Origin of the sequence: Cocleimonas flava, assembly GCF_004339015.1 — a bacterium.
Taxonomy (GTDB): domain Bacteria; phylum Pseudomonadota; class Gammaproteobacteria; order Thiotrichales; family Thiotrichaceae; genus Cocleimonas; species Cocleimonas flava.
The window spans coordinates 728,748-748,830 of sequence record NZ_SMFQ01000002.1; the positions used below are offsets into that span (position 1 = coordinate 728,748).

At 41.2% G+C, this 20,083-nt stretch carries 14 protein-coding genes; 6 read left to right on the forward strand and 8 right to left on the reverse strand.

The genetic code is table 11. The features are described from left to right. Positions 1-122 precede the first annotated feature (122 nt). The 3 genes from gorA to EV695_RS03375 form a co-directional block, all read right to left on the reverse strand. Positions 123-1,538: a glutathione-disulfide reductase gene (gorA, locus tag EV695_RS03370; RefSeq protein ID WP_207906975.1), complete on the reverse strand. Its 1,416-nt coding sequence runs from the start codon at positions 1,536-1,538 to the stop codon at positions 123-125. A gap of 99 nt (positions 1,539-1,637) precedes the next feature. Then, entirely contained in the window at positions 1,638-1,763 is a 126-nt protein-coding gene (locus EV695_RS20460) for a hypothetical protein (RefSeq protein ID WP_279388020.1), read from the reverse strand. 127 nt (positions 1,764-1,890) lie between these two features. Then, positions 1,891-2,625, reverse strand: coding sequence for a glutathione peroxidase (locus EV695_RS03375; RefSeq protein ID WP_131904497.1), 735 nt, complete (start codon positions 2,623-2,625; stop codon positions 1,891-1,893). A 231-nt stretch (positions 2,626-2,856) separates the two neighbouring features. Here EV695_RS03375 and EV695_RS03380 point away from each other — a divergent pair, with 231 nt between their 5' ends. The 6 genes from EV695_RS03380 to EV695_RS03410 all read left to right on the forward strand — a co-directional run bounded on the left by EV695_RS03380 (position 2,857) and on the right by EV695_RS03410 (position 9,365). Then, complete coding sequence (locus EV695_RS03380; protein ID WP_131904498.1) at positions 2,857-3,759, forward strand: hydrogen peroxide-inducible genes activator; 903 nt, start codon at positions 2,857-2,859, stop codon at positions 3,757-3,759. A 182-nt stretch (positions 3,760-3,941) separates the two neighbouring features. After that, positions 3,942-4,649: a hypothetical protein gene (locus EV695_RS03385; protein ID WP_131904499.1), complete on the forward strand. Its 708-nt coding sequence runs from the start codon at positions 3,942-3,944 to the stop codon at positions 4,647-4,649. A gap of 36 nt (positions 4,650-4,685) precedes the next feature. Continuing rightward, on the forward strand, positions 4,686-7,643 hold the full coding sequence (locus tag EV695_RS03395; protein WP_165874579.1) for a hypothetical protein: 2,958 nt from the start codon (positions 4,686-4,688) through the stop codon (positions 7,641-7,643). A gap of 16 nt (positions 7,644-7,659) precedes the next feature. After that, positions 7,660-8,211, forward strand: a complete 552-nt coding sequence (locus EV695_RS03400; protein ID WP_243651448.1) for a GTP-binding protein — start codon at positions 7,660-7,662, stop codon at positions 8,209-8,211. Continuing rightward, positions 8,211-8,849: a hypothetical protein gene (locus tag EV695_RS03405; RefSeq protein ID WP_131904502.1), complete on the forward strand. Its 639-nt coding sequence runs from the start codon at positions 8,211-8,213 to the stop codon at positions 8,847-8,849. Before EV695_RS03400 ends, EV695_RS03405 begins: the two co-directional genes overlap by 1 nt. 150 nt (positions 8,850-8,999) lie before the next feature. Beyond that, positions 9,000-9,365 carry a roadblock/LC7 domain-containing protein gene (locus EV695_RS03410; RefSeq protein ID WP_131904503.1) on the forward strand — a complete coding sequence of 122 codons (366 nt, stop codon included), beginning with the start codon at positions 9,000-9,002 and terminating at the stop codon, positions 9,363-9,365. 191 nt (positions 9,366-9,556) lie between these two features. Here EV695_RS03410 and hrpA read toward each other — a convergent pair whose 3' ends face one another. The 5 genes from hrpA to EV695_RS03435 all read right to left on the reverse strand — a co-directional run bounded on the left by hrpA (position 9,557) and on the right by EV695_RS03435 (position 20,081). Beyond that, positions 9,557-13,723 (reverse strand): ATP-dependent RNA helicase HrpA, encoded by a 4,167-nt coding sequence (gene hrpA, locus EV695_RS03415; protein WP_131904504.1) that lies wholly within the window; start codon positions 13,721-13,723, stop codon positions 9,557-9,559. Positions 13,724-13,914: 191 nt separating this feature from the next. Then, entirely contained in the window at positions 13,915-15,165 is a 1,251-nt protein-coding gene (locus EV695_RS03420; protein ID WP_131904505.1) for a GGDEF domain-containing protein, read from the reverse strand. Positions 15,166-15,179: 14 nt separating this feature from the next. After that, on the reverse strand, positions 15,180-15,884 hold the full coding sequence (locus EV695_RS03425) for an SPOR domain-containing protein (RefSeq protein WP_131904506.1): 705 nt from the start codon (positions 15,882-15,884) through the stop codon (positions 15,180-15,182). Positions 15,885-16,059: 175 nt separating this feature from the next. Continuing rightward, complete coding sequence (locus EV695_RS03430) at positions 16,060-18,279, reverse strand: primosomal protein N' (protein ID WP_131904507.1); 2,220 nt, start codon at positions 18,277-18,279, stop codon at positions 16,060-16,062. A gap of 425 nt (positions 18,280-18,704) precedes the next feature. Next, positions 18,705-20,081, reverse strand: a complete 1,377-nt coding sequence (locus EV695_RS03435; RefSeq protein ID WP_131904508.1) for an NAD(P)(+) transhydrogenase (Re/Si-specific) subunit beta — start codon at positions 20,079-20,081, stop codon at positions 18,705-18,707. Positions 20,082-20,083 lie beyond the last annotated feature (2 nt).

Here is a 20,083-nt window from a genome sequence, read left to right on the forward strand (position 1 = left end):
AGAGCGTTTAGGTTTTGGTTCAAATCAAGGCGCGACCGCACGGAGAATGTTTGAGCGTACAATAAGTACGTGATTCATTCGAGTACGGTCGCAACGCCGAGTTGGGCCGAAAGATGAATGCCCTACTTCATTGTGACTAATTCTTCTGCTGAAACTGGATGTATCGCGATCGTATCATCAAAGTCCGCCTTCGTTGCTCCCATGCGAATCGCTACCGCAAAGCCTTGTAGCATTTCATCTGCCCCTAGGCCGATGATGTGACAACCAACGATTTTCTCGTTTTCGCCCTGCACGATTAGTTTCATGTGTGTTTTTACTTTGTGACGTGTCATAGTGTGGTACATCGGTACGAAGTCTGTTTTGTAGACTTTAATTCCACCATTGGCAACGTCATCGCCGTAGACTTCTAATGCTTTTTCTTCACTCATTCCAATTGTGCCAATCGGTGGATGTGTGAACATTACTGTAGCGATATCATCGTATGACATTTTACGTTCTGGCTTACCACCGTATAGGCGATCACCTAAACGACGACCTGCTGCGATTGCAACTGGCGTTAGTGGCGCTTTACCGATGATGTCACCGATTGCGTAAATACCGTCTACGGTGGTTTTTTCGTAGTCATCTACAACGACTGTTCCGCGTGGAGATACTTCTACATCGGTATTTTCCAAACCAATATTGTCTGTGTTTGGACGGCGTCCGATTGCCCAGATAAGTGAATCTACATCTGTAATTTTTGTGCCGTCTTCAAATTCGATTGTGACTTGCTTGAGACCGTCTGGTCCTTCGCCCTGATCAACCACTTTGCTGATGATTTCATCGTGATAGCGTTTTAGGCCATCATCCTTCATTTGCTGTGATAGCGCCGCTTGAATAGTGCTGTCGAAACCTTCGAGTACTGGCCAGCCCTGATGTAATACAGATACGTCTGAACCGAGCCCATCCATTAGCATCGCTAGTTCTAGCGCGATATAACCGCCACCAACGACAACGACTTTTTTAGGTTGAATATCGTGTAGTTCCTGGAAGAAACCATCTGAATTTAGACCAAGTTCCGAACCTTCGATATTTGCCGGAATAATTGGACGACCACCTGAAGCGATAACGATGTTATCTGCTGTGTAGGTGATTTTTTCACCGTCGACATCAACTTCGATTGTTTTGTTGTCGAGGAATTTTGCTCCGCCCTCAATCACTTCAACGCCAGCACCACCTAGGTAGCCATCGTACCAATCGAGGATTCCGCCGATGTAGTTTTCACGCTTATCGACTAATTTTTTCCAGTTTAATTTGCCTGCGTCACCTTCTAGGTCGACGTCAAAACCGTAATCCTGAGCATCCATTAAGCCTTGTGCGACACCTGCGGCATACCACATTACTTTTTTTGGTACACAACCAACATTGACACAGGTTCCGCCAAGTTCTTTATTTTCAATGACTGCAACTTTTGCGCCGTATGATGCCGCACGCTCTGCGATTGATAATCCGCCGCTGCCTGCACCGATTGAAATTAGATCGTAATGGTTGCTCATAATTCTTTCCTTTATCAACTGCTTGTGAATGACTATCAGCAGTTATTTTTTGTTTGTTAATGGAGTTTTTATACACCCCCCCACTTATAGGCATTTTTTGAGTTATTTCTTTGAATCATTCTTTTGATTCAATGCACGAGGATGAAAGTCATCCAACAACTGCACAGATAGATATAACGCATCACTGTTTAAAACAGATGCTGACCATCTAGAAAGAATGGTCAGCATGTTAGCAAAACCTTTGAGGCTCTGCTTCTTAACTATTTTTTCGAACTCTGATTCCGAGCTATGTAAATTCCCCTGCCAGTAACCTATTGATTAGCTGACAGGGAGAAATACATGGATCAAATAATAATTAAGCTTTTAACCAAGCTTCAAGCTCAGATGCACCACCGATGTGATCACCGTCGATGAATACTTGTGGAACGCTTGATGTACCAACCATAGCACGCAAGCTGCGGTCTGTGTAATCACGGCCCATTACAAGCTCTTCGTACTCGTAACCTGATTCTGTAAGCATTTCTTTTGCTTTTGCACAGAAAGGACAACCTTTACGAGACATTACTGTCACGCTAGATGGTACTTTTGCATCAGATGCGATGTAAGTAAGCATTGTGTCTGCGTCAGAAACGTCAAACGGATCGCCATCAACATCTGCTTCGATGAACATTTTCTGAACTACGCCGTCTTTAACAAGCATAGAGTAGCGCCATGAACGCTTGCCGAAACCTAGTTGCTCTTTGTCTACTAGCATACCCATGCCTTCTGAGAACTCACCGTTTCCGTCAGGGATGAATTTAATGTCTGCAGCATCCTGGTTTTCTTGCCACTCGTTCATTACGAATGTGTCGTTTACTGATACACATAATACGTCGTCAACACCGTGCTCTTTGAATGCAGGGATCAACTGGTTGTAACGTGGAACGTGAGCTGATGAACATGTAGGTGTAAATGCACCTGGTAGTGAGAATACAACGACTGTTTTACCAGCGAATAATTCATCAGTAGTTACGTCTACCCACTCGTTGTCTTTACGTGTGTGGAATGTAACGTTTGGGACGCGTTGTCCTTCTTTGTTTTCAAATGGCATTTTTGTTTCCTTTTGTTAAATAAATCAATAATGGTTAAAGAATAATGTTTACTAAAATTGATCAGTTAATGATATGGGATGAATATGACAAAACAATGATTAAAAGATCAATTTCCTAAGAACTTGACGCGCATCATATAGAGACATATTCAATCCGTAAATTATATTGTTTTAATCGTTGTATTCTATAAAATAGATCGTAGTAATAAACGTAACAACGGAGCGGCATTCATGACCTTACCAACCATAAAACAACTTCGATATTTTGTTGCATTGGAAAAACACCAGCACTTTGGCAATGCGGCAAAAGCCTGTTTTGTCTCTCAATCGGCTTTTAGTGTGGCAATCAAAGAGCTGGAATCTCATCTGGGTGCGCAACTGGTAGACCGCACCAATAAAAGCGTAACGATCACCCGCACAGGCCGAGAGATCGCGAACCATGCAAGACTGTGTTTGAGAGATCTGGAATATCTTGCAGAAGTTGCTCATAGCGATCAAAAACCACTCACAGGACGTTTAAATCTCGGCGTAATTCCCACTATTGCGCCATTTATACTGCCGGACTTGTTGCCTAACCTGAGATCATCTTTTCCTGATTTAAGGTTGTATTTACGTGAAGACACCACGCGTTCCTCGCATGACTTACTGATAGAGGGTGAGTTAGATTTAATTATGATCGCTTTACCTTATAAACTCAGCAATGTTGAAATCATGCCGCTATTTAAAGATCACTTCTCTTTGGCTTGTCATAAAAATAGTAAAATTATCGATCCCAATAATTATTCCTTAAACAATTTACCCAAAGAGAGTGTGTTGCTATTAGAGGATGGGCATTGCCTGCGTGATCATGCGTTGTCAGCGTGTAAAATTCGAAATCAGGATACGGTTAGTCGTTTTGCTGCGAGTAGCTTATTGACTCTAGTGAGCATGGTAGATTCTGACATTGGTATCACCTATCTGACTGAAATGGCTAAAAACTCATCACTGCTTCAAAATACTGATATTGAAACCTATCCTCTGGATGAAAAAAGCTACCGCGAGATTGGATTAGCCTGGAGAAAAGGCAGCGCAAGAGAGGAAGAGTTTAAACTTTTAGGTGAATGCATTAAAACGATGCATGCCTCACAAGACTAGCCAAGTTAAGCCCAGCGAACTCACTTAAGGGTACGTTAAGGATGATTATCATAATATCGAGACTATAAAATAGTGATGTTTTGTACTTGAAGATTCGTTTTTAGAAATGAATCTTCACGCTAGAGTTTCGATTCATCAAATAAAAAATAACAGACAAAGAAGAAGAATAAAAAGGAATCTATATGTCTTCAGCTGAGGCTAACTCTCGCAATTCAACGATGCATCCGGCATTACCGTTGATTTTCCCCTTGCAAGATTTATCTAAATCGGATGCTCAAGCGGCAATAAAAAAAGTCGATCCTGATACTGCCTGGCATTTTTATTCTCATTCTATTCGAAGAAATCCAAATGATTTAGCACTCCATACCCATCGTGTGTTTTTCGCTATGCAACATAAAGATGCGGAGTTATTGGCGGGATCTTTGCACGACCTCTTCTACGTTTTAAAAGACGCTGGCACCCAATTACGCATTCGCCTGTTAAAAGCATCGATGCCCTATCTCGATAAAAAAGACACCTTGTATTTTGCGATGTGGATTAAAACCGGCATCAAAAAAGGTATGGGATACAAATGGGTTCCGGGCTCGGTACTTTCCGATGGTTTACACGGACCTGATCACACTTTGATACATATTGAGAAAGACGATTCTGAGGATGCAAAACTTTCTCCGCTTGAAGAAGCGAGATCATGTATGGAATTTGGACAGCTAGATGTCGCCAAGAAAATTCTGCAAGAAGCATTAGCTGAAGATAGCGACAATAAGCAACTACTGGAAGAACTCGACTATTTAGAACAATACAGTAAAAGCAGAGAAATACAGCCCGAAGTTGAGCCAAAAAAACCATTTGGCAGTGCCTTAAAAAAGTTAAAAGAACAAATATTTAGCTAGGACGGACCCACAAGAACTAATAAGAATAAAAAGACTATGTTCAATAAAAATACCGATAAAATTCGTATCGCTATCCTTGAAATTAGCGACCAGAATGATGCAATTCTGGATTATTATTTCAGTACGGCAGGCAAGTCGCTCTATACACTTGTGGATAAAAATGAGGCCGATGCGTTTATTACTGATTATGATTATCCAGGCGCAGTAGATCACTGGGAGGAATTAAGAAAAACCAGTAAGAACCCAGTGATAGTGCTTTCTATCAGTGAAAAGAATCTCCCTAATTCCGTTTGGTTAGCAAAACCATTATCGTCAAAAGCGATTACGGATGCCGCAGTTGAAATAAGAAAATTACTTGAGTCTGTTGAGTCTGTTGAGTCTGTTGAGTCTGTTGAGTCTGTTGAGTCTGTTGAGTCTGTTGAGTCTGTTGAGTCTGTTGAGTCTGTTGAGTCTGTTCAAGATGAAACCCTTGAAAGTCACATCGCACAAGAGCAAGTACCTGAGATACAAATACTTGAAAATACGACATCAGAGAATATCGAAGAAGAATCTGCCGAAGATTTGCTTATCCAGTCACTGAAGTTTGAAGATGAGTCAGAATCTATTCAATCAGAATCACAGCAAACATTGTATGCACAATCATCAAAACCTGCTGAGGAAAAAGCTGAAAGCAGTAAGACTAGCTCCATACCTGTCAAAGAACTTGCCATGTCTGGCAGCGCACTTAGCTTTGATTTCGATGATTTCTTCGAGACTGAGACCGAAGAACAGCTTGAAAAAGGTGGAGAATCAGTAAAACACGATGACGTTGAAAAAATAGAATCCGATTTCGATATTTTCAACGAAGTTATCGAAGCAGGAGAAAGGCCTTTTGCTACTACTGATTCGTCTGGTGATGATATTTCTATCGAAGACAACTCTGTTGCAGATGACAGCCTTGTTGCAGAGAAAAGCCTTGTTGCAGATGACGACCTTGTTTCCCTTGAAGAGCCTGTGGCTGAAGAATCTGTAGCTGAAAACCCAGTCATTGAAGATAAACCCGAAATTCAAGATGCATCTCATGAAAATATTGAAGTCTTAGAAATGACGGATGCTGATGAGGTTGATGCACTATTAGCATCACTCATACAAGGCGAAGGCACTAAGAAACACGAAGAAGAATTCACTGATGAGCTCGATATCACAAGCTTTGAAGATACCAAAGCAAATGACATTGCTGCTAATTTAGAAGAAAGCATTGAGCTCATCAATCCGGAAACTCCCATTGATGAAGACTTAATAGAGTTAGATGATGAGAAAGAGCAGAAGAAAGCTAATCAAACCAATCTAAGCAAAGAAGAAACTCTGGAAGAGAGTTTATTAACTGTAGAAGAATCGCTGACTCTGGCTGAAATATCACTTGAAGAAGCTGAGGTAGAGGCATTAGCTGAAGATTCTTTATCTGTCGAAAACTCGTTACCTATTGAAGACTCTTTGACTGTTGAAGGCTCTTTGACTGTTGAAGGCTCTTTACTTACCGAGGACTCTTTAACAGAAGAACTTTCTCTTAGCCTAGAGAAACCTTCAGAAGAACCGGCCCCTAAAGCTGAAAAACCGGCAGTAGAAGTTAAAGATTTTCTAGCACATGATGATTCAATGGATTTTGAGGAGCCTTTTGTTATCGAGGAATCTCTGGATGCTGTTGAGCCAAAAGAATCGTTAATCATTGAAGATGTTGTGATGCAGGAAGCTCCTGTACTTGACCCTGACGAAAACACGTTTGTCGATACACTCGAGATAGAAACAAAAGACATTTCTGCTGATATACATACCATCGAGACAGAGACTCAACCTCCCAGCGAAGAAGAAATGGAGGCGAAACTCGAAGAGGATTTATTTAATTTTGATCTTGATTCATTACAACTGGATGAATCATCTAAAAGAGTTTCAGTAGAAGAAGATGGCTCTTCAATCAATCTTATGGATGTTCATGTCGATGAGCTGGACGAAGAAGATTTGCCAGATAACTTAGATATTAATATCGATAACACGATTAAAAAATCGACGGCTAAAGCAGAGAAAGCACTTATTGATATTCAAATGGGTGAGATTACTGATATTGGTTTGAGTACAGATGCACTTATCCCTGACACTGAAATTTCCAGTGAGGATAAATCAAACGCTGCTGAGATCGAGCTGCAATCTTTATTAAATGAGATAAGAAAAGAAGCTGATAAATCATCAGCACCAGCATCTTCGTCGACCCAAGAAACCAAAATTGAATACGATAAAACAGTCGCCGAGAAGCGCTGGGCACTGCTATGTGGCGATAAAGATAACAAGGACTCAAAAGACAACTACTACAGACTGAATCAACACATGTTGGCAGTATTACTCGATCAAATTGAAGTTGCGAAGGAAGACAGCAAAAAAGTACTAAGACTTAAGCATAATGACATTATCATTGTGATAAATGCTGGTAGTGAATCAATTTACTGTAATTACTCTGTTGATACAGAAGAGTTTGTTAATTTTTGTTTCAATACGGTTAATCCGGATAACTTTAAAATTCATGATCTGGATTACAGCGAAGTTAAACTCTACCAGACTAAATCTGTAGAAAACCCGGAAAATGCACACTCGTTTGAATCGTTTATCTGGACGGTTAGTTTACTTACTTCTCGCGGTAGGCTTTTAGAACACACGGATCTTAATAAAAAAATAGGTTTAAAAACCTGGCCAAATATCACGCGTATAGAATCCTTCCCGCACCTTATGAACATCGCTGCAGTATTCAGCAAACACCCTGGAAGCCTTAAAGATGTTCCGCAATGGTTAAACATTCCAGAATGCTATGTCTATGCTTTTTACAATGCTGCCATGGCATTGAATATGATCGAGTTTAATAGCAATAACCTTAAGCCTTCAAAATTTGCTTTCAAATTAAATGCTTCAACAGAGAAGAAAAAAGAACGCGGTTTCTTTGGAAGATTAATTCAGAAATTGAAGTCCTAATCAGGAAAACACTGACATGTCTAAAACAGAGATGATTAACAAAAAGATAATTTTTACCGGGCCTGTCGGTGCAGGTAAAACCACGGCTATTCAAACGATGAGCGATATACCTATCATCTGTACCAATGAAGAAGCAAGTGATATGACTAAGGATCGCAAACCGCAAACGACGGTAGCGATGGATTATGGTCGCATCAATATTGGTAACAAAGAGAAGATTCATCTCTATGGTACGCCAGGACAGGAACGCTTTAGCTTCATGTGGGATATTCTGACTAAAGGAGCGCTCGGTTTAATTTTATTATTAGATAACTCCAGGGATAACCCGCAGCAAGATCTACGATTTTACCTTCAATCTTTCAGTAAATTTATTCAGGAAGGTGACTTAATTATCGGTGTTACCCGTATGGATGAACAGCAAACACCCAATATCAATGACTATAGAAAATGGCTGAAAGAGTTTTCTGTAGCAGCACCTGTTTTTACTGTTGATGCGCGAGAACGTCAGGATGTTTCATCATTAGTACAGGCTTTACTTTATTCACTTGACCCAGGGATAGCGGCTTAATGAGTAGTTTTTCACTTAATAGTAATTTATACATCAACATAACACCGCGTGGTGCTTATTACGCAGTTCAAGATAATGCTGAAGATGTCACACGTCATATTTTAATCAAACTGCTTAAAATGGACGATAGCCCAGAACTTACTGATAGGTTAGTGATTGAACTCTGCGAGATGGAACTTGAGGATGCTTCAAATCTGATTCATAGAATGCAGACCTTAGGATTAATTTCTGGCCAACAAGAAATTGAAACAGCACCAGAGCAAAACCTTGAAGATATTCTGGAAGAATTACTGGGCTCATTATCGGACTCCAAAAAAGTATTGCTCGCAGAAAATAGCGGACTTTACCTTGGGGCATCAGGATTTCCACACGAAGCTGCAGAAGAATTAGCCGCTATCAGTGCCAATCTTTCTGAAGTTTACCAAAGACATAAACGATTACTACACGGCAATTTACGCTTCAATCAACGCGCCTGGGGATTAATAGACGCGGCAGGTAATAGTGAGGTAGGTTTTTGGCCTTTGTACATTGGTTTAAATCAGTTTGCTTTGGTGATTCATGGAATGCCGCAACTCAATAGACCTGCTTTTAAACAACTGATGTGGTCACTGATGAGACGGTATGGGGCGACTTCTTAGCACCACAAAAAACAGAAAAAGAGAGGCAGTCCATGCATAGCAGTCTATCGGACTAAGCAGATTTTTTTCATTAACTAATTTATAGTGTGTATTCAAAAAGAACGATGACACACATAATAACAAATAAAATTTTTACGAGGGATACACAACATGCGTTCTGAAATGCTTAGCTCAATTTTGAGCGACCTAAACGGTTCAAGTGCTGATATTGAAGCATCTGCAGTTTTATCGACAGATGGGTTAATGATGGATTCTCTGCTTCCCGCAGGAATGGATGAAGATCGTGTTGGCGCGATGAGTGCTGCAATGCTTTCACTCGGTGATAGAACCGCTGAAGAATTGGCTCGTGGCAAGTTAGAGCAAGTGCTGATTAAAGGCGATCACGGTTATATTTTAATGACTTACGCAGGGCCTGAGGCAGTGGTTACTGTTTTAACCAAACCAGAAGCACGTCTGGGTTTGATCTTCCTTGATGTGAAACGCGCAGCAGATGCTATCCAAAAAATAGTTATGTAATCACACCCGCAAAACAAATTGTTTACGAAAAGCAGACCTTCCCTCGTCTGCTTTTCGTGTGTCTGACGTATTCATAAATACGTTTTACTATTCTTAAAACAACAAAGTCACCCCCCTACTTTGGAGCACTTTTTTCGATTAACTTTTTAGTAGTTAGTACTTTTTTGATAGTACTCAGTTAATAGTACGAATTAAGAATACTGGCTCTTGATTTCATTGAAGCGTTTTCTAAGCCTTTTCTCAGATACCGGATACGCTGTTCCCAGATCTTGAGCAAATAAAGATACCCTGAACTCTTCCAGCATCCATCTAAATTCAACCAAGTCCTGACTTGATCCATGCTTTTTCAACAGCGCCTTATAATCATCCCACAACGATTGAATCTGTAAGCGCAAGCCGCGATCTTTATGTGCATCACCAGCGAGCTTATCCAAACGTTTTACAATGGCTTTAAGATAGCGAGGATATTGACGAATCTCTTCAATAGTTAAACTATCGATAAAGCCAGGGTAAACCAATGCATTAAGCTGATCGGTGACGTCATTTAAGGTTTCTAGCAAACTTAAATCGATCTTTCCTTTCAACTGTTTTCGGATATCGTGGTTTAACGACAAGACAGTCAGCAATTGCTGGCAAAGCTCTTCAAGGTTTTGCTTAAGCGTGGGCTCCTGTTTTTTTAATTGCTCAGAAAATTGTTGCTGAGAAAGCTCACTGCCGTGCTTTTTGTCCAATAATTCATCAGTCACAAAAGTTAAGCGAAACGTATTTTCGATAATGCTTTGGGTTAATTCGTCACATTTGCCTGTCGATGCATAGTACAAACACATTTTCTGGATATCCGGTATTTGCTTCGACAATTCTCTTTGTTTGTCTTTGTATTCCAACAAAATCAAACGCAATAAACCGCTTTGCTGCTGGGCTTTTTGTGGTGAATCGAACAACTTTATTTCGACTGAATCACCTTTATCCACAAGTGCTGGCCAGGCTTTGATCTTCATTCCCGACACATCCATTACGACGCTTTCTGGCAAGGTGTCAAAATCCCATGTTTCTATGCCTTTTCGCTCTAGCTTACTCGATGCGCCTTTGGATTTATGCGCAACTTTTCCTGAGCCTTTATAAGAAACTGTCTTTTTCAGTTTTTCTATATTACGCCCAGAGCCAATGACTTTTCCTGACTCGTCCATCACTTCAAAGCGCATTAGCATGTGATCACTAAATTCATAGTTTTCGAGTAAATCTTCGCTGATTCGATGACCTGTGATTCTATGAAGCGCTGTGCTTATCGCTTTTACGATAGACTGTTTTTCCTGGTTCTTCCCAGCTTGAGTTTGTTGCTTAGTCTTTTCTTGATTTGCGCTTGCGTTTAATGACTCTAAACAGGCTTTGGCGTATTCAGGAGCTGGCACAAATTGCTTCCTGACCTGCTTCGGCAAGCTACGAATAAATTCGGTGATTTTCTCTTCGAGCATTCCTGGCACTAAATAATCAAAATCTGAGCTAGAGAGTTGATTAAGCGCTGCAGCGGGTATTTTCACGGTCACACCATCGTCGCTAGCACCAGGCTCAAAGTGATAACTGAGTGGCAAAATCATATCCGCCACATCCAGATGATCTGGGTACAACTCGCCCTGAACATGTGAATCATCACGCTTCATCAAATAGTCGCGTGTCAGTTTTAGGGCATCGGCATTACCTTTTTCATAGCTTTTACGCCACTTTTCAAAGGCTGGGCCGTTGTAGATGTTCTCTGGAATAATCTGATCGTAAAAATCGAAGAGTATTTCTTCATCCACCAGAATATCTCGACGACGTGATTTCGCTTCCAGATTTTCAACTTCTTCTATGAGTTGTCGATTGTGCTGGAAGAACTCGGCATTACTCGCATATTCACCGTAAACCAGTGCATGACGAATAAATAACTGCCTAGAAACAACGGCATCAATAGGACCATAACTGACACGCTTTTTAGGTGTAATTGTTAGTCCGTACAATGAGCTTTTTTGATCAGCCACAACCTGCGCCGCTTTTTTCTCCCAGCGCGGCTCTGTGTAATGATGCTTGAGTAAATGCTTGGCAGAATACTCCACCCATTCTGGCTGGATTTTGGCAACCGTTCTGGCAAATAAGCGTGAAGTATCAACAATTTCAGCGGACATAATCCACTTCGGCGGCTTTTTATAAAGTGCAGAACCGGGGAAGACGAAAAACTTCCGATTATTAACGCCCTGGAACTCATTATTTTCTTCTTTAAAACCAATATTGCTCAGTAACCCGGTGAGTAAGCTTTGGTGGATAACGTTATAACTAGCGCTGTATTTGTCGTCTTCGTTAACGCTATCATTTTTCTTTTTCTGTTGATTATTTTTACCGGTCTTCTTGCTTAGCTGTTGCAGTTTCGCTTTTTTGGCTCTATCCGGTTTTGGAATATTTAAGTCTGTTTCTTTAAGACTCATTTTCAGCTGTCGATACGTCTCATTCCATTCACGTAATCGCATGAAGGACAAAAACTCTTTGCGGCATAACTTTCGTAATTGCCCCTGAGAAAGCTCGCCGTTTTTATCGTGATAATAATCCCAGAGTTTCAGCAAACTGATGAAGTCTGAACTTTCATCTTTGAAACGACTATGTTTTTGATCGGATGCCTGTTGCTTGTCTAGTGGACGTTCGCGTACATCTTGTATCGACAACGCACTGACTATTACCAACACTTCCTGAAGTACACCAAGCTCCTGGGCGGCAACTAACATTCTCCCCAGCCTTGGGTCAGTCGGAAGACGCGCAAGCTGTCGACCCACAGGAGTGATTTTTATATTGTCACCTTTGGGTTTATTGACTGCACCTAATTCGAAAAGTAACTTATAGCCATCCCGAATCATGCCTGTATCTGGCGCTTCTAAATAAGGGAAATCGTAAACATCGCCCAGATTGAGTGACGTCAATTGCAAGATGACCGAAGCCAGGTTGGTACGCTGAATTTCTGGCAGAGTAAACTCTGCCCTGGACTCATAGTCTTCTTCTGAATACAGTCGAATAGCAATACCACTACTGGTACGTCCACAACGCCCTGAGCGCTGATTTGCGGATGCTTGGGATACTTTCTCTATGGGAAGACGTTGAACCCGTGAGCGCCACGAATAACGCGATATACGCGCCATTCCCGCATCGATCACATATTTGATTCCCGGAACGGTCAATGACGTCTCTGCTACATTAGTCGCGAGCACTATTCTTCGTGCACCTGTCGGATGAAAAATTTTATTTTGCTCAGCCGCTGACAACCTCGCAAACAACGGAAGTATTTCAACACTGGCTTTGTGGTGCTTGGTCAACGCCTCGGTTGCTTGACGAATTTCTCTCTCGCCAGACAGGAAGATTAAAATTCCGCCGGGCTTTTCTAGCATTAATTCATCAGTCGCATCCACAATCGCCTGCAACATGTTTTTTTCTTTCGCTTCTTCCTGATTTCCTTCTGTATTTTTTGCATCAATACCCTTTGTATCAGGAATTAAAGGATTGTAGCGAATTTCAACCGGAAAGGTTCTTCCAGAGACATTGATGATTGGCGCGTTGCCATCTTCTTTACCGGTAAAATTGAAGTGCTTGGCAAATCGCTCTGGGTCTATCGTTGCGGAGGTAATGATGACTTTCAAATCTTTACGGCGCGGTAATAACCAGCGCAAATAACCGAGTAAAAAGTCGATATTAAGACTACGTTCGTGCGCCTCATCAATGATCAGCGTATCGTATTGATTGAGATAGCGATCGTTACGAATTTCAGCCAGCAAAATACCGTCAGTCATCAGCTTTACATAACTATCGTCTTTAAGCTGATCGTGAAAACGAACTTTATAACCAACCACTGAACCCAGCTCTGTTTTAAGCTCTTCGGCGATACGCGCTGCCACACTTCTAGCCGCTATTCGACGGGGTTGAGTATGACCGATAATGCCATCCACTCCGCGTCCAAGCTCCAAACACATTTTGGGTAACTGAGTCGTTTTACCCGAGCCTGTTTCACCACAAATAATAGTGACCTGGTTCTCGCTGATGGTTTTTATGATTTCTTCGCGACGTTCTGCAACCGGTAATTCTTCTGGGTAATCAGGCTTAGGCAGGTGCCTTAATCGACTCTCTCTTTTTTCTATGGAAGCATTGATATCCGCTTCTAATTTTTTTAAACGGGAATCAAAGGATTGATCAGCATTTTTTAATCTGGATAACTGCCTGATTTTATTTGATAGAAAAAAGCGCTGGGAACCCCTGCACTTGCTTAGCAAATCATAAAGGTATTTTTGCTTAGCACGACTCAAACCACTGTTACTGTGACTTGGCTTGCTCTGTTCTGAGGATTTCATAACTGTTTTTGAGCACTACTTTTGGCACGACACTTTACGAGAGCTTGCTTATGGAATGGTAAAATTCTGCTCTCAAAAAAAAGGGCTGTAAGTGGGGGGGTGGCTTTAAGATTAAACATTGCCGCGATTTTAACAAAAACTTGTCGTTTTCGTTAGCGAAGATGCAAAAAAGGGATCTCTAATTCAATCCCTTATGCGATAGGTATATTTTCTTCTTTCTGCTTCTGTAGCACTTTAGACATTTTTTGATCGCCACAGCCCTGCTCTGAAATCTGGTTGCGCCCCTGCTCTTTAGAAACGTATAGCGCATTATCAGAAGCAGTTAACAGCATGGCTGGGAAGGTTACTTTCTGTTCTTCATCTGGGGTATTTCCGGTGAAGTCCCACACTGGTTTACAACACGACACACCAACACTGATGGTGACAATGCCGAATTCAGATTTGGAGTGTTCAATTTTCAGCGACTCTATTTTCTTACGTAAACGCTCAGCGAGCATTGCCGCATTTTCCTGAGACGTTACCGGCAGTAGCACGGCAAATTCTTCACCACCATAACGAGAAGCTAAATCAGCAGGACGATGCGAAACAGATTCCAATGCTTTAGCAATCTGCTGTAAACATCGGTCTCCCGCTTGATGCCCATAGGTATCGTTATATTTTTTGAAATGATCAACATCAATTAACAATAATGAAATCGGCGTTTGCTCACGCATTGCTCTGCGCCATTCGACTTTAAACTTTCTATCGAAATGTCTGCGGTTGGCAATACCCGTTAACTGATCTGTATCTGCCAGCGCCTGCAACGCAATTTGCGCATTCTGTAGTTCAAATAATAAACTGTAAATATAACCAGACACCAAAACCAAGGTACCGGCCATGACGATAACAGATAGTGCAAATAAGTCGTGCCCCATATCTTTACTTAAGAAAAGCAACAGGGTGGTTGGAACCAAAGTGACGATTATCTGAAAATAGTAAGCAATTCTAGATGCTGCCAAGGTAGGAATGGCAGATAGAAGCACACTGAAAAGTATGAAAATCAATAAGCCTAAATGAGCTAAATCGTTAGGGAAAAAGACAATCCCTGTCAGCCCCCAGATGGTGCTTAATAGTGTAGTAAAAAATACGTGCCTATTGGCCCAGCTGGTTAATTCTTGTTGAGTATACTGACGCTTCGGTTTGAAACTTTTGCCCATCAAATATCTGACAAGACTGAGTGTTACAACCAAGCCAAACCATATTAATAGAGATACTTTTTTTGCGGGGAAATGTAACCAGAAAAACACGATGAGCACACCGGCAAGTAATATATTACTCCAGATGCCGAGTGTTTTATTTTTATACAGGTACTCGATTTGTCCCTGCATCAAACTTTGCGCGTCAGCTTTCTCCTGACTAGAGTCTAAAGGTGTGTTTTCAAAAACTGATTCAACCTTTGCCAAAACTCACTCCAAAATTATCTAACTGAAATAACCAGAGGTTTATGCCCTAGTTTTTCTGCAGTATGTTTCCAGTTATCAACACTTATCTGATCAACAGGACCAGCAACCACACGATACCAAAATCTGCCTTTAACTTTTTTCTTTTGAACGTAGGCATCAATCCCTTGGTTATTTAAACGACCGCGAGTTTTATCTGCCATGCTTTCTTTTTTGAATGAAGCAACTTGAAGCAGATAATCCCCGATATTGTTCTGTTCTACCTGAGTTTCTTCATTTGATGTATCTGCGGCTGCTATCGGTTCAGCTTGTTGTTGTGAGTTTACATTTTCTACGTTATTTGCTGCAGTCGGTACAACCTGTTGGCGCGTGTCAATCGGGCGAGAAGAGTTAACAGGTACATCTAATGTCGGTAATACCGCATAGTAACTAAATTTACTTTCGTTGCTTTGCTTGGCTGGCTCAATTCTTTTAGCAGGAGGCAACGTACGTTGAGAGTAATTATTCAGTGATGGTGCTGATTTTTGTGCTGATTGAGTACTTTCAATTTTCTTTTGCAAAGAATCAACTATACGAATTCTTGAGCTCTTGTCGTTTGAAAAGTAGTACATCCCCATGCCTACCAATAAACCAAGAACAATTCCTGAGAACATCCAGATGATACCGCTACCGCCCACGAATCCTGTGTCCAGTGATTCGCTTTGCTTAAAATCCTTATACATTTAATTCACTCTTTAGCTTTTAAAAGCCAGCTATAATTATTTAAATTCTTTTTAGAGCAAGAAATCCCCGTTCGCAATAATGCCATTGATTTCGTACACTTACAAGAACCTTCTCATGAAACTTAGCAATAGCAAGCCTATGTTTGCTACGTTTTTATCTGTTTTTTAACCAATTTTATAAAAAATCTACCGGGTCAACATCTATCACCCAGCGTACGCCACCCGTTTTTCTAATTTTGCTAATAATACTCAAAACACTGTGCAAAAAACCATGTAAATCTCCCCTTTTTTCAGCAGAAATTAATAGTTGAAAACGGTATCTTTTTGCCCTTCTCGCTAAGGGAGAAGGCATAGGTCCTAGCAGCATGACTTTTTCGCTATTAATCGCTGCTAAGTCAGCCCCTAAGGTACTAATAAAGTTGTGCGCGAGCTGTAAATCCAGAGCATTAACACGCACTAAAGCCTGACACCCTAGGGGTGGGTAGTTCCATAACTTTCTTTCGTTCAAAATTTGTTGGGCAGTATTGGCGTATCCTTGCGACAATAAACTCAACAACATTGGGTGTTGAGGCTGAGATGTTTGTAGTATTACTTTGCCTTTTGCTGCTCCTCTACCCGCACGTCCAGCAACTTGTAACACTTGCTGGGCTAAACGCTCATGAGCGCGATAGTCCATGCTAAATAAAGCCTGATCTACATCTAAAATGCCAACCAAGGTCAGTTTTGGAAAATCATGCCCTTTAGTGAGCATTTGTGTGCCGATCAGAATTACGGGTTCGCCACTGTTTACCAATTCTAATTTTTCTTCCAGAGAACCTTTTCGTGAAGTGCTATCGCGATCAATTCTAATCACCGGAGTTTCTGGAAAATGCGTATTGAGAACTTCTTCGATGCGCTCTGTGCCTTGACCTTGTGTTGTTAATTTCGTGCTATTGCAATCAGGGCAAGTGGATTTAACCCGCTCTTCATAGCCACAATGATGGCAAATAACCTTACCCATCGATGCATGGTAAGTCATACCCATATCGCAATGGGAACAAACGGCATGCCAACCGCAATCCTGACACATCAAAACCGGAGCAAAGCCACGCCGATTTAAAAACAACATGACCTGATTGTTATTATCCAGGTGCTGTCTTATATCAGTCATCATCAAACTGCTGATACCAGCATCTAACGGTAAAGTACGAATATCTTGTAATGCGATATCTGGTGGGTTACTTGCGCCAGGTCGATTGTTTAGGCGTAAATAGTGGTAGCGTTCTTTTTCGACATTATATAAAGACTCTAACGAGGGAGTGGCACTACCCAGTAAGATGGGTATTCCCAGATCATGAGCGCGCTTAATCGCCATATCACGACCTTGATACAGAAACCCTTCTTGCTGTTTAAAAGAAGCATCATGCTCTTCATCGATCAATATCATTCCCGGATTCAGCAAAGGGGTAAATACTGCAGAACGAGTACCTATTACAATATCAATGCTACCCGTTTTCGCTCCTAACCACACTCGAGTGCGTTCCCCATCAGCAAGACCCGAATGCAAACAATCAATATTACTATCAGGAAAATATTGTCTAAATCTAGAGAGCAATTGAGGAGTCAAACCAATCTCGGGAATCAGCACGAGAACCTGTTTTTTAGCCTTCAAGATTGGAGCAATGACACTCAGGTAAACTTCTGTTTTTCCGCTGCCAGTAATACCATGAAGTAAAATTGGACGCAGTTTAGGCTCATTAAAGTGTGCATCAATATCTGTTAAACACTGCTGTTGCTCTTCGGTTAACTGGTGTGGAGGGTTAACTGAAAAAACATGGGTAGCAGGAGCTGTTAATTTTTGCGGGTCAATTTCTTCAATCGCAATCAATTCTTTTTTGATGAGTTCCCGCGACGTGTTTCTCCAGTTATCCCCCAATAATTGTTTAAGGTTATTTGCGTCCGCCCCATCCTTTTGAATCACATAATCAAGCATCGCCTGCTGTTTAGGCGCTCTTTTCAATTCATCCTTGGGTAGTTCCAAACCTGCGCTTGTAGCATTCCAGATTTCGACCTTGGGAACACTTTTACCTTTTCTCAGATCTACTGGTAGCGCATGAAATAACACTTCGCCCAAGGGATGAAAATAATAACTGCTAGACCAATGTAGCAACCCCATGAGCTTTTCATCTATCACTGGGCTTTCGTCAATTAATTCAATAATTGGTTTTAGCGTTGCAAATTCACTTTCAACGTCTGTTTCTACAATTATCCCCGTGATCACAGAATTACCAAGAGAGACTTTAACTCTGCAACCTGGTTTAGGCTGAATATCAACATCACAGGCATAATCCAGAAGCTTATATAAAGGCCTTTGAATTGCTACACGGACAGCTTTTGTAGGGTGTTCTTTTGACACACATGGATCCTGATTTGATGTTGACTAGCCTGATTTTCTTTTATCTTGCAAAACAAGAAAAATGTAAGAGAGACTGACATAGATGGGTATTCACTAAACGGTATTGTAGCTGTTCTTTAAAGTGATCATAAGCGTCAATTTAAAAAAACGTACTGCCTGTGGATAACTTGGTGGATAAACTTCTTTTTTTGCTAGTTAAAGAGGCATTAAATTTGCTATCTAAGTTTGCTAACACAAAAAGAAGAAACTAATTGATATCTATTTTCAACAAGTTAGATAGGCAACATTTGGTTCAAATTTTATATGGGAAATTCTTAATCACTCAGAATCCAGACTGTTAATAACATGCAAAATAAAAGCCTCATTTCAAGAGGCTTTTATACTTTTTATTCCCTAATATTTTAATGTTAGAGATAAGAAAATAACTACAATTCTTTTATATTTGATACCAATTCACTGGCTACTGCCTGACCATCGCCGTATAGCATGCGCGTATTATCAGCAAAGAACAGATGATTCTCTATACCTGAGAAACCAGCACCTTTACCACGTTTCACTACGATAACATTTTTAGCGTAATCTGCATTTAATATCGGCATGCCATAAATCGGGCTGTTAGCGTCAGTTCTCGCTGCAGGATTTACGACATCGTTAGCGCCAATAACCAATACAACATCAGTTGTGGCAAACTCATCATTTATCTCATCTAAGTCATAGATAATATCGTAAGGCACACCGGCTTCTGCCAATAGTACATTCATGTGTCCTGGCATGCGTCCGGCAACAGGGTGAATTGCAAATTTCACATTTACTCCGCGCTCTTGAAGTTGCTTTGTCAACTCCCAAACTTTGTGCTGAGCTTGTGCCACTGCCATCCCATAACCCGGAATCACTATCACTTTTTCCGCAAATGCCATCATAACCGCGACATCAGTACTATCGATTTCTTTCATGCTACCAGAGACTTCAGCCGCTTCGCCGTCTCCACCATCACCAAAGTTACTAAATAACACATTAGTGATTGGACGATTCATTGCTTTAGCCATTAACTGAGTAAGTAAAGTACCCGCAGAACCTACCACGATACCCGCAATCATCATCGCCGGATTTTCCAGCACAAAGCCCTCAAAACCAACAGCCAGACCTGTTAGTGCATTATATAAAGAAATAACCACCGGCATATCTGCGCCACCGATGGGCACCGTCATCAATACACCAAATACTAGTGCCAGAACGAAAAAGATTGCGAGCGAGCTCATTTCATACTGAGTACCACTGAGTATAATTGCCAAACCAAAGGTTAATGTAATGACAAATACCAACGCATTTATCCATTGCTGCATAGGGAAACGAATAACACCCTTCAAAATCCCCTGAAGCTTGAAGAAAGCAATGAGAGAACCAGAAAATGCCACCGTACCGATCAATGCGCCAACAACTGCCAAAGTCTGTACGGTCATACTCATGGGTTGCTGCTGAATTAAAACAACGGCAGCTATGGCTGCTGCTGCACCACCGCCCATGCCATTGTAAAGAGCAATCATTTGCGGCATATCAGTCATCGCAACTTTCTTACCACTGACAAAGGCAATGATTCCGCCAATCGCAATCGCCACCGTCATTAGAATATAGTTATGATTTATTTCATGGTGAAAATAGGTAATAAGTGTGGCCAAAACCATACCTACACCAGCCCAGACTATTCCTCTTCTGGCGGTAACAGGTGAACTCATCTGCTTCAAACCAAGGATAAAGAGCAAAGCACCAAGGAAATAAGTAGCTTGGATAATGAAATCAGGCATGA

What these genes read in the sequence shown, in the direction of transcription:
- EV695_RS20460 (WP_279388020.1), bottom strand. Translation starts at nt 1,763, where the DNA reads ATGCTGACCATTCTTTCTAGATGGTCAGCATCTGTTTTAAACAGTGAT.
- EV695_RS03375 (WP_131904497.1), bottom strand. Translation starts at nt 2,625, where the DNA reads ATGCCATTTGAAAACAAAGAAGGACAACGCGTCCCAAACGTTACATTC.
- EV695_RS03380 (WP_131904498.1), top strand. Translation starts at nt 2,857, where the DNA reads ATGACCTTACCAACCATAAAACAACTTCGATATTTTGTTGCATTGGAA.
- EV695_RS03385 (WP_131904499.1), top strand. Translation starts at nt 3,942, where the DNA reads ATGTCTTCAGCTGAGGCTAACTCTCGCAATTCAACGATGCATCCGGCA.
- EV695_RS03395 (WP_165874579.1), top strand. Translation starts at nt 4,686, where the DNA reads ATGTTCAATAAAAATACCGATAAAATTCGTATCGCTATCCTTGAAATT.
- EV695_RS03400 (WP_243651448.1), top strand. Translation starts at nt 7,660, where the DNA reads ATGTCTAAAACAGAGATGATTAACAAAAAGATAATTTTTACCGGGCCT.
- EV695_RS03405 (WP_131904502.1), top strand. Translation starts at nt 8,211, where the DNA reads ATGAGTAGTTTTTCACTTAATAGTAATTTATACATCAACATAACACCG.
- EV695_RS03410 (WP_131904503.1), top strand. Translation starts at nt 9,000, where the DNA reads ATGCGTTCTGAAATGCTTAGCTCAATTTTGAGCGACCTAAACGGTTCA.
- hrpA (WP_131904504.1), bottom strand. Translation starts at nt 13,723, where the DNA reads ATGAAATCCTCAGAACAGAGCAAGCCAAGTCACAGTAACAGTGGTTTG.
- EV695_RS03425 (WP_131904506.1), bottom strand. Translation starts at nt 15,884, where the DNA reads ATGTATAAGGATTTTAAGCAAAGCGAATCACTGGACACAGGATTCGTG.
- EV695_RS03435 (WP_131904508.1), bottom strand. Translation starts at nt 20,081, where the DNA reads ATGCCTGATTTCATTATCCAAGCTACTTATTTCCTTGGTGCTTTGCTC.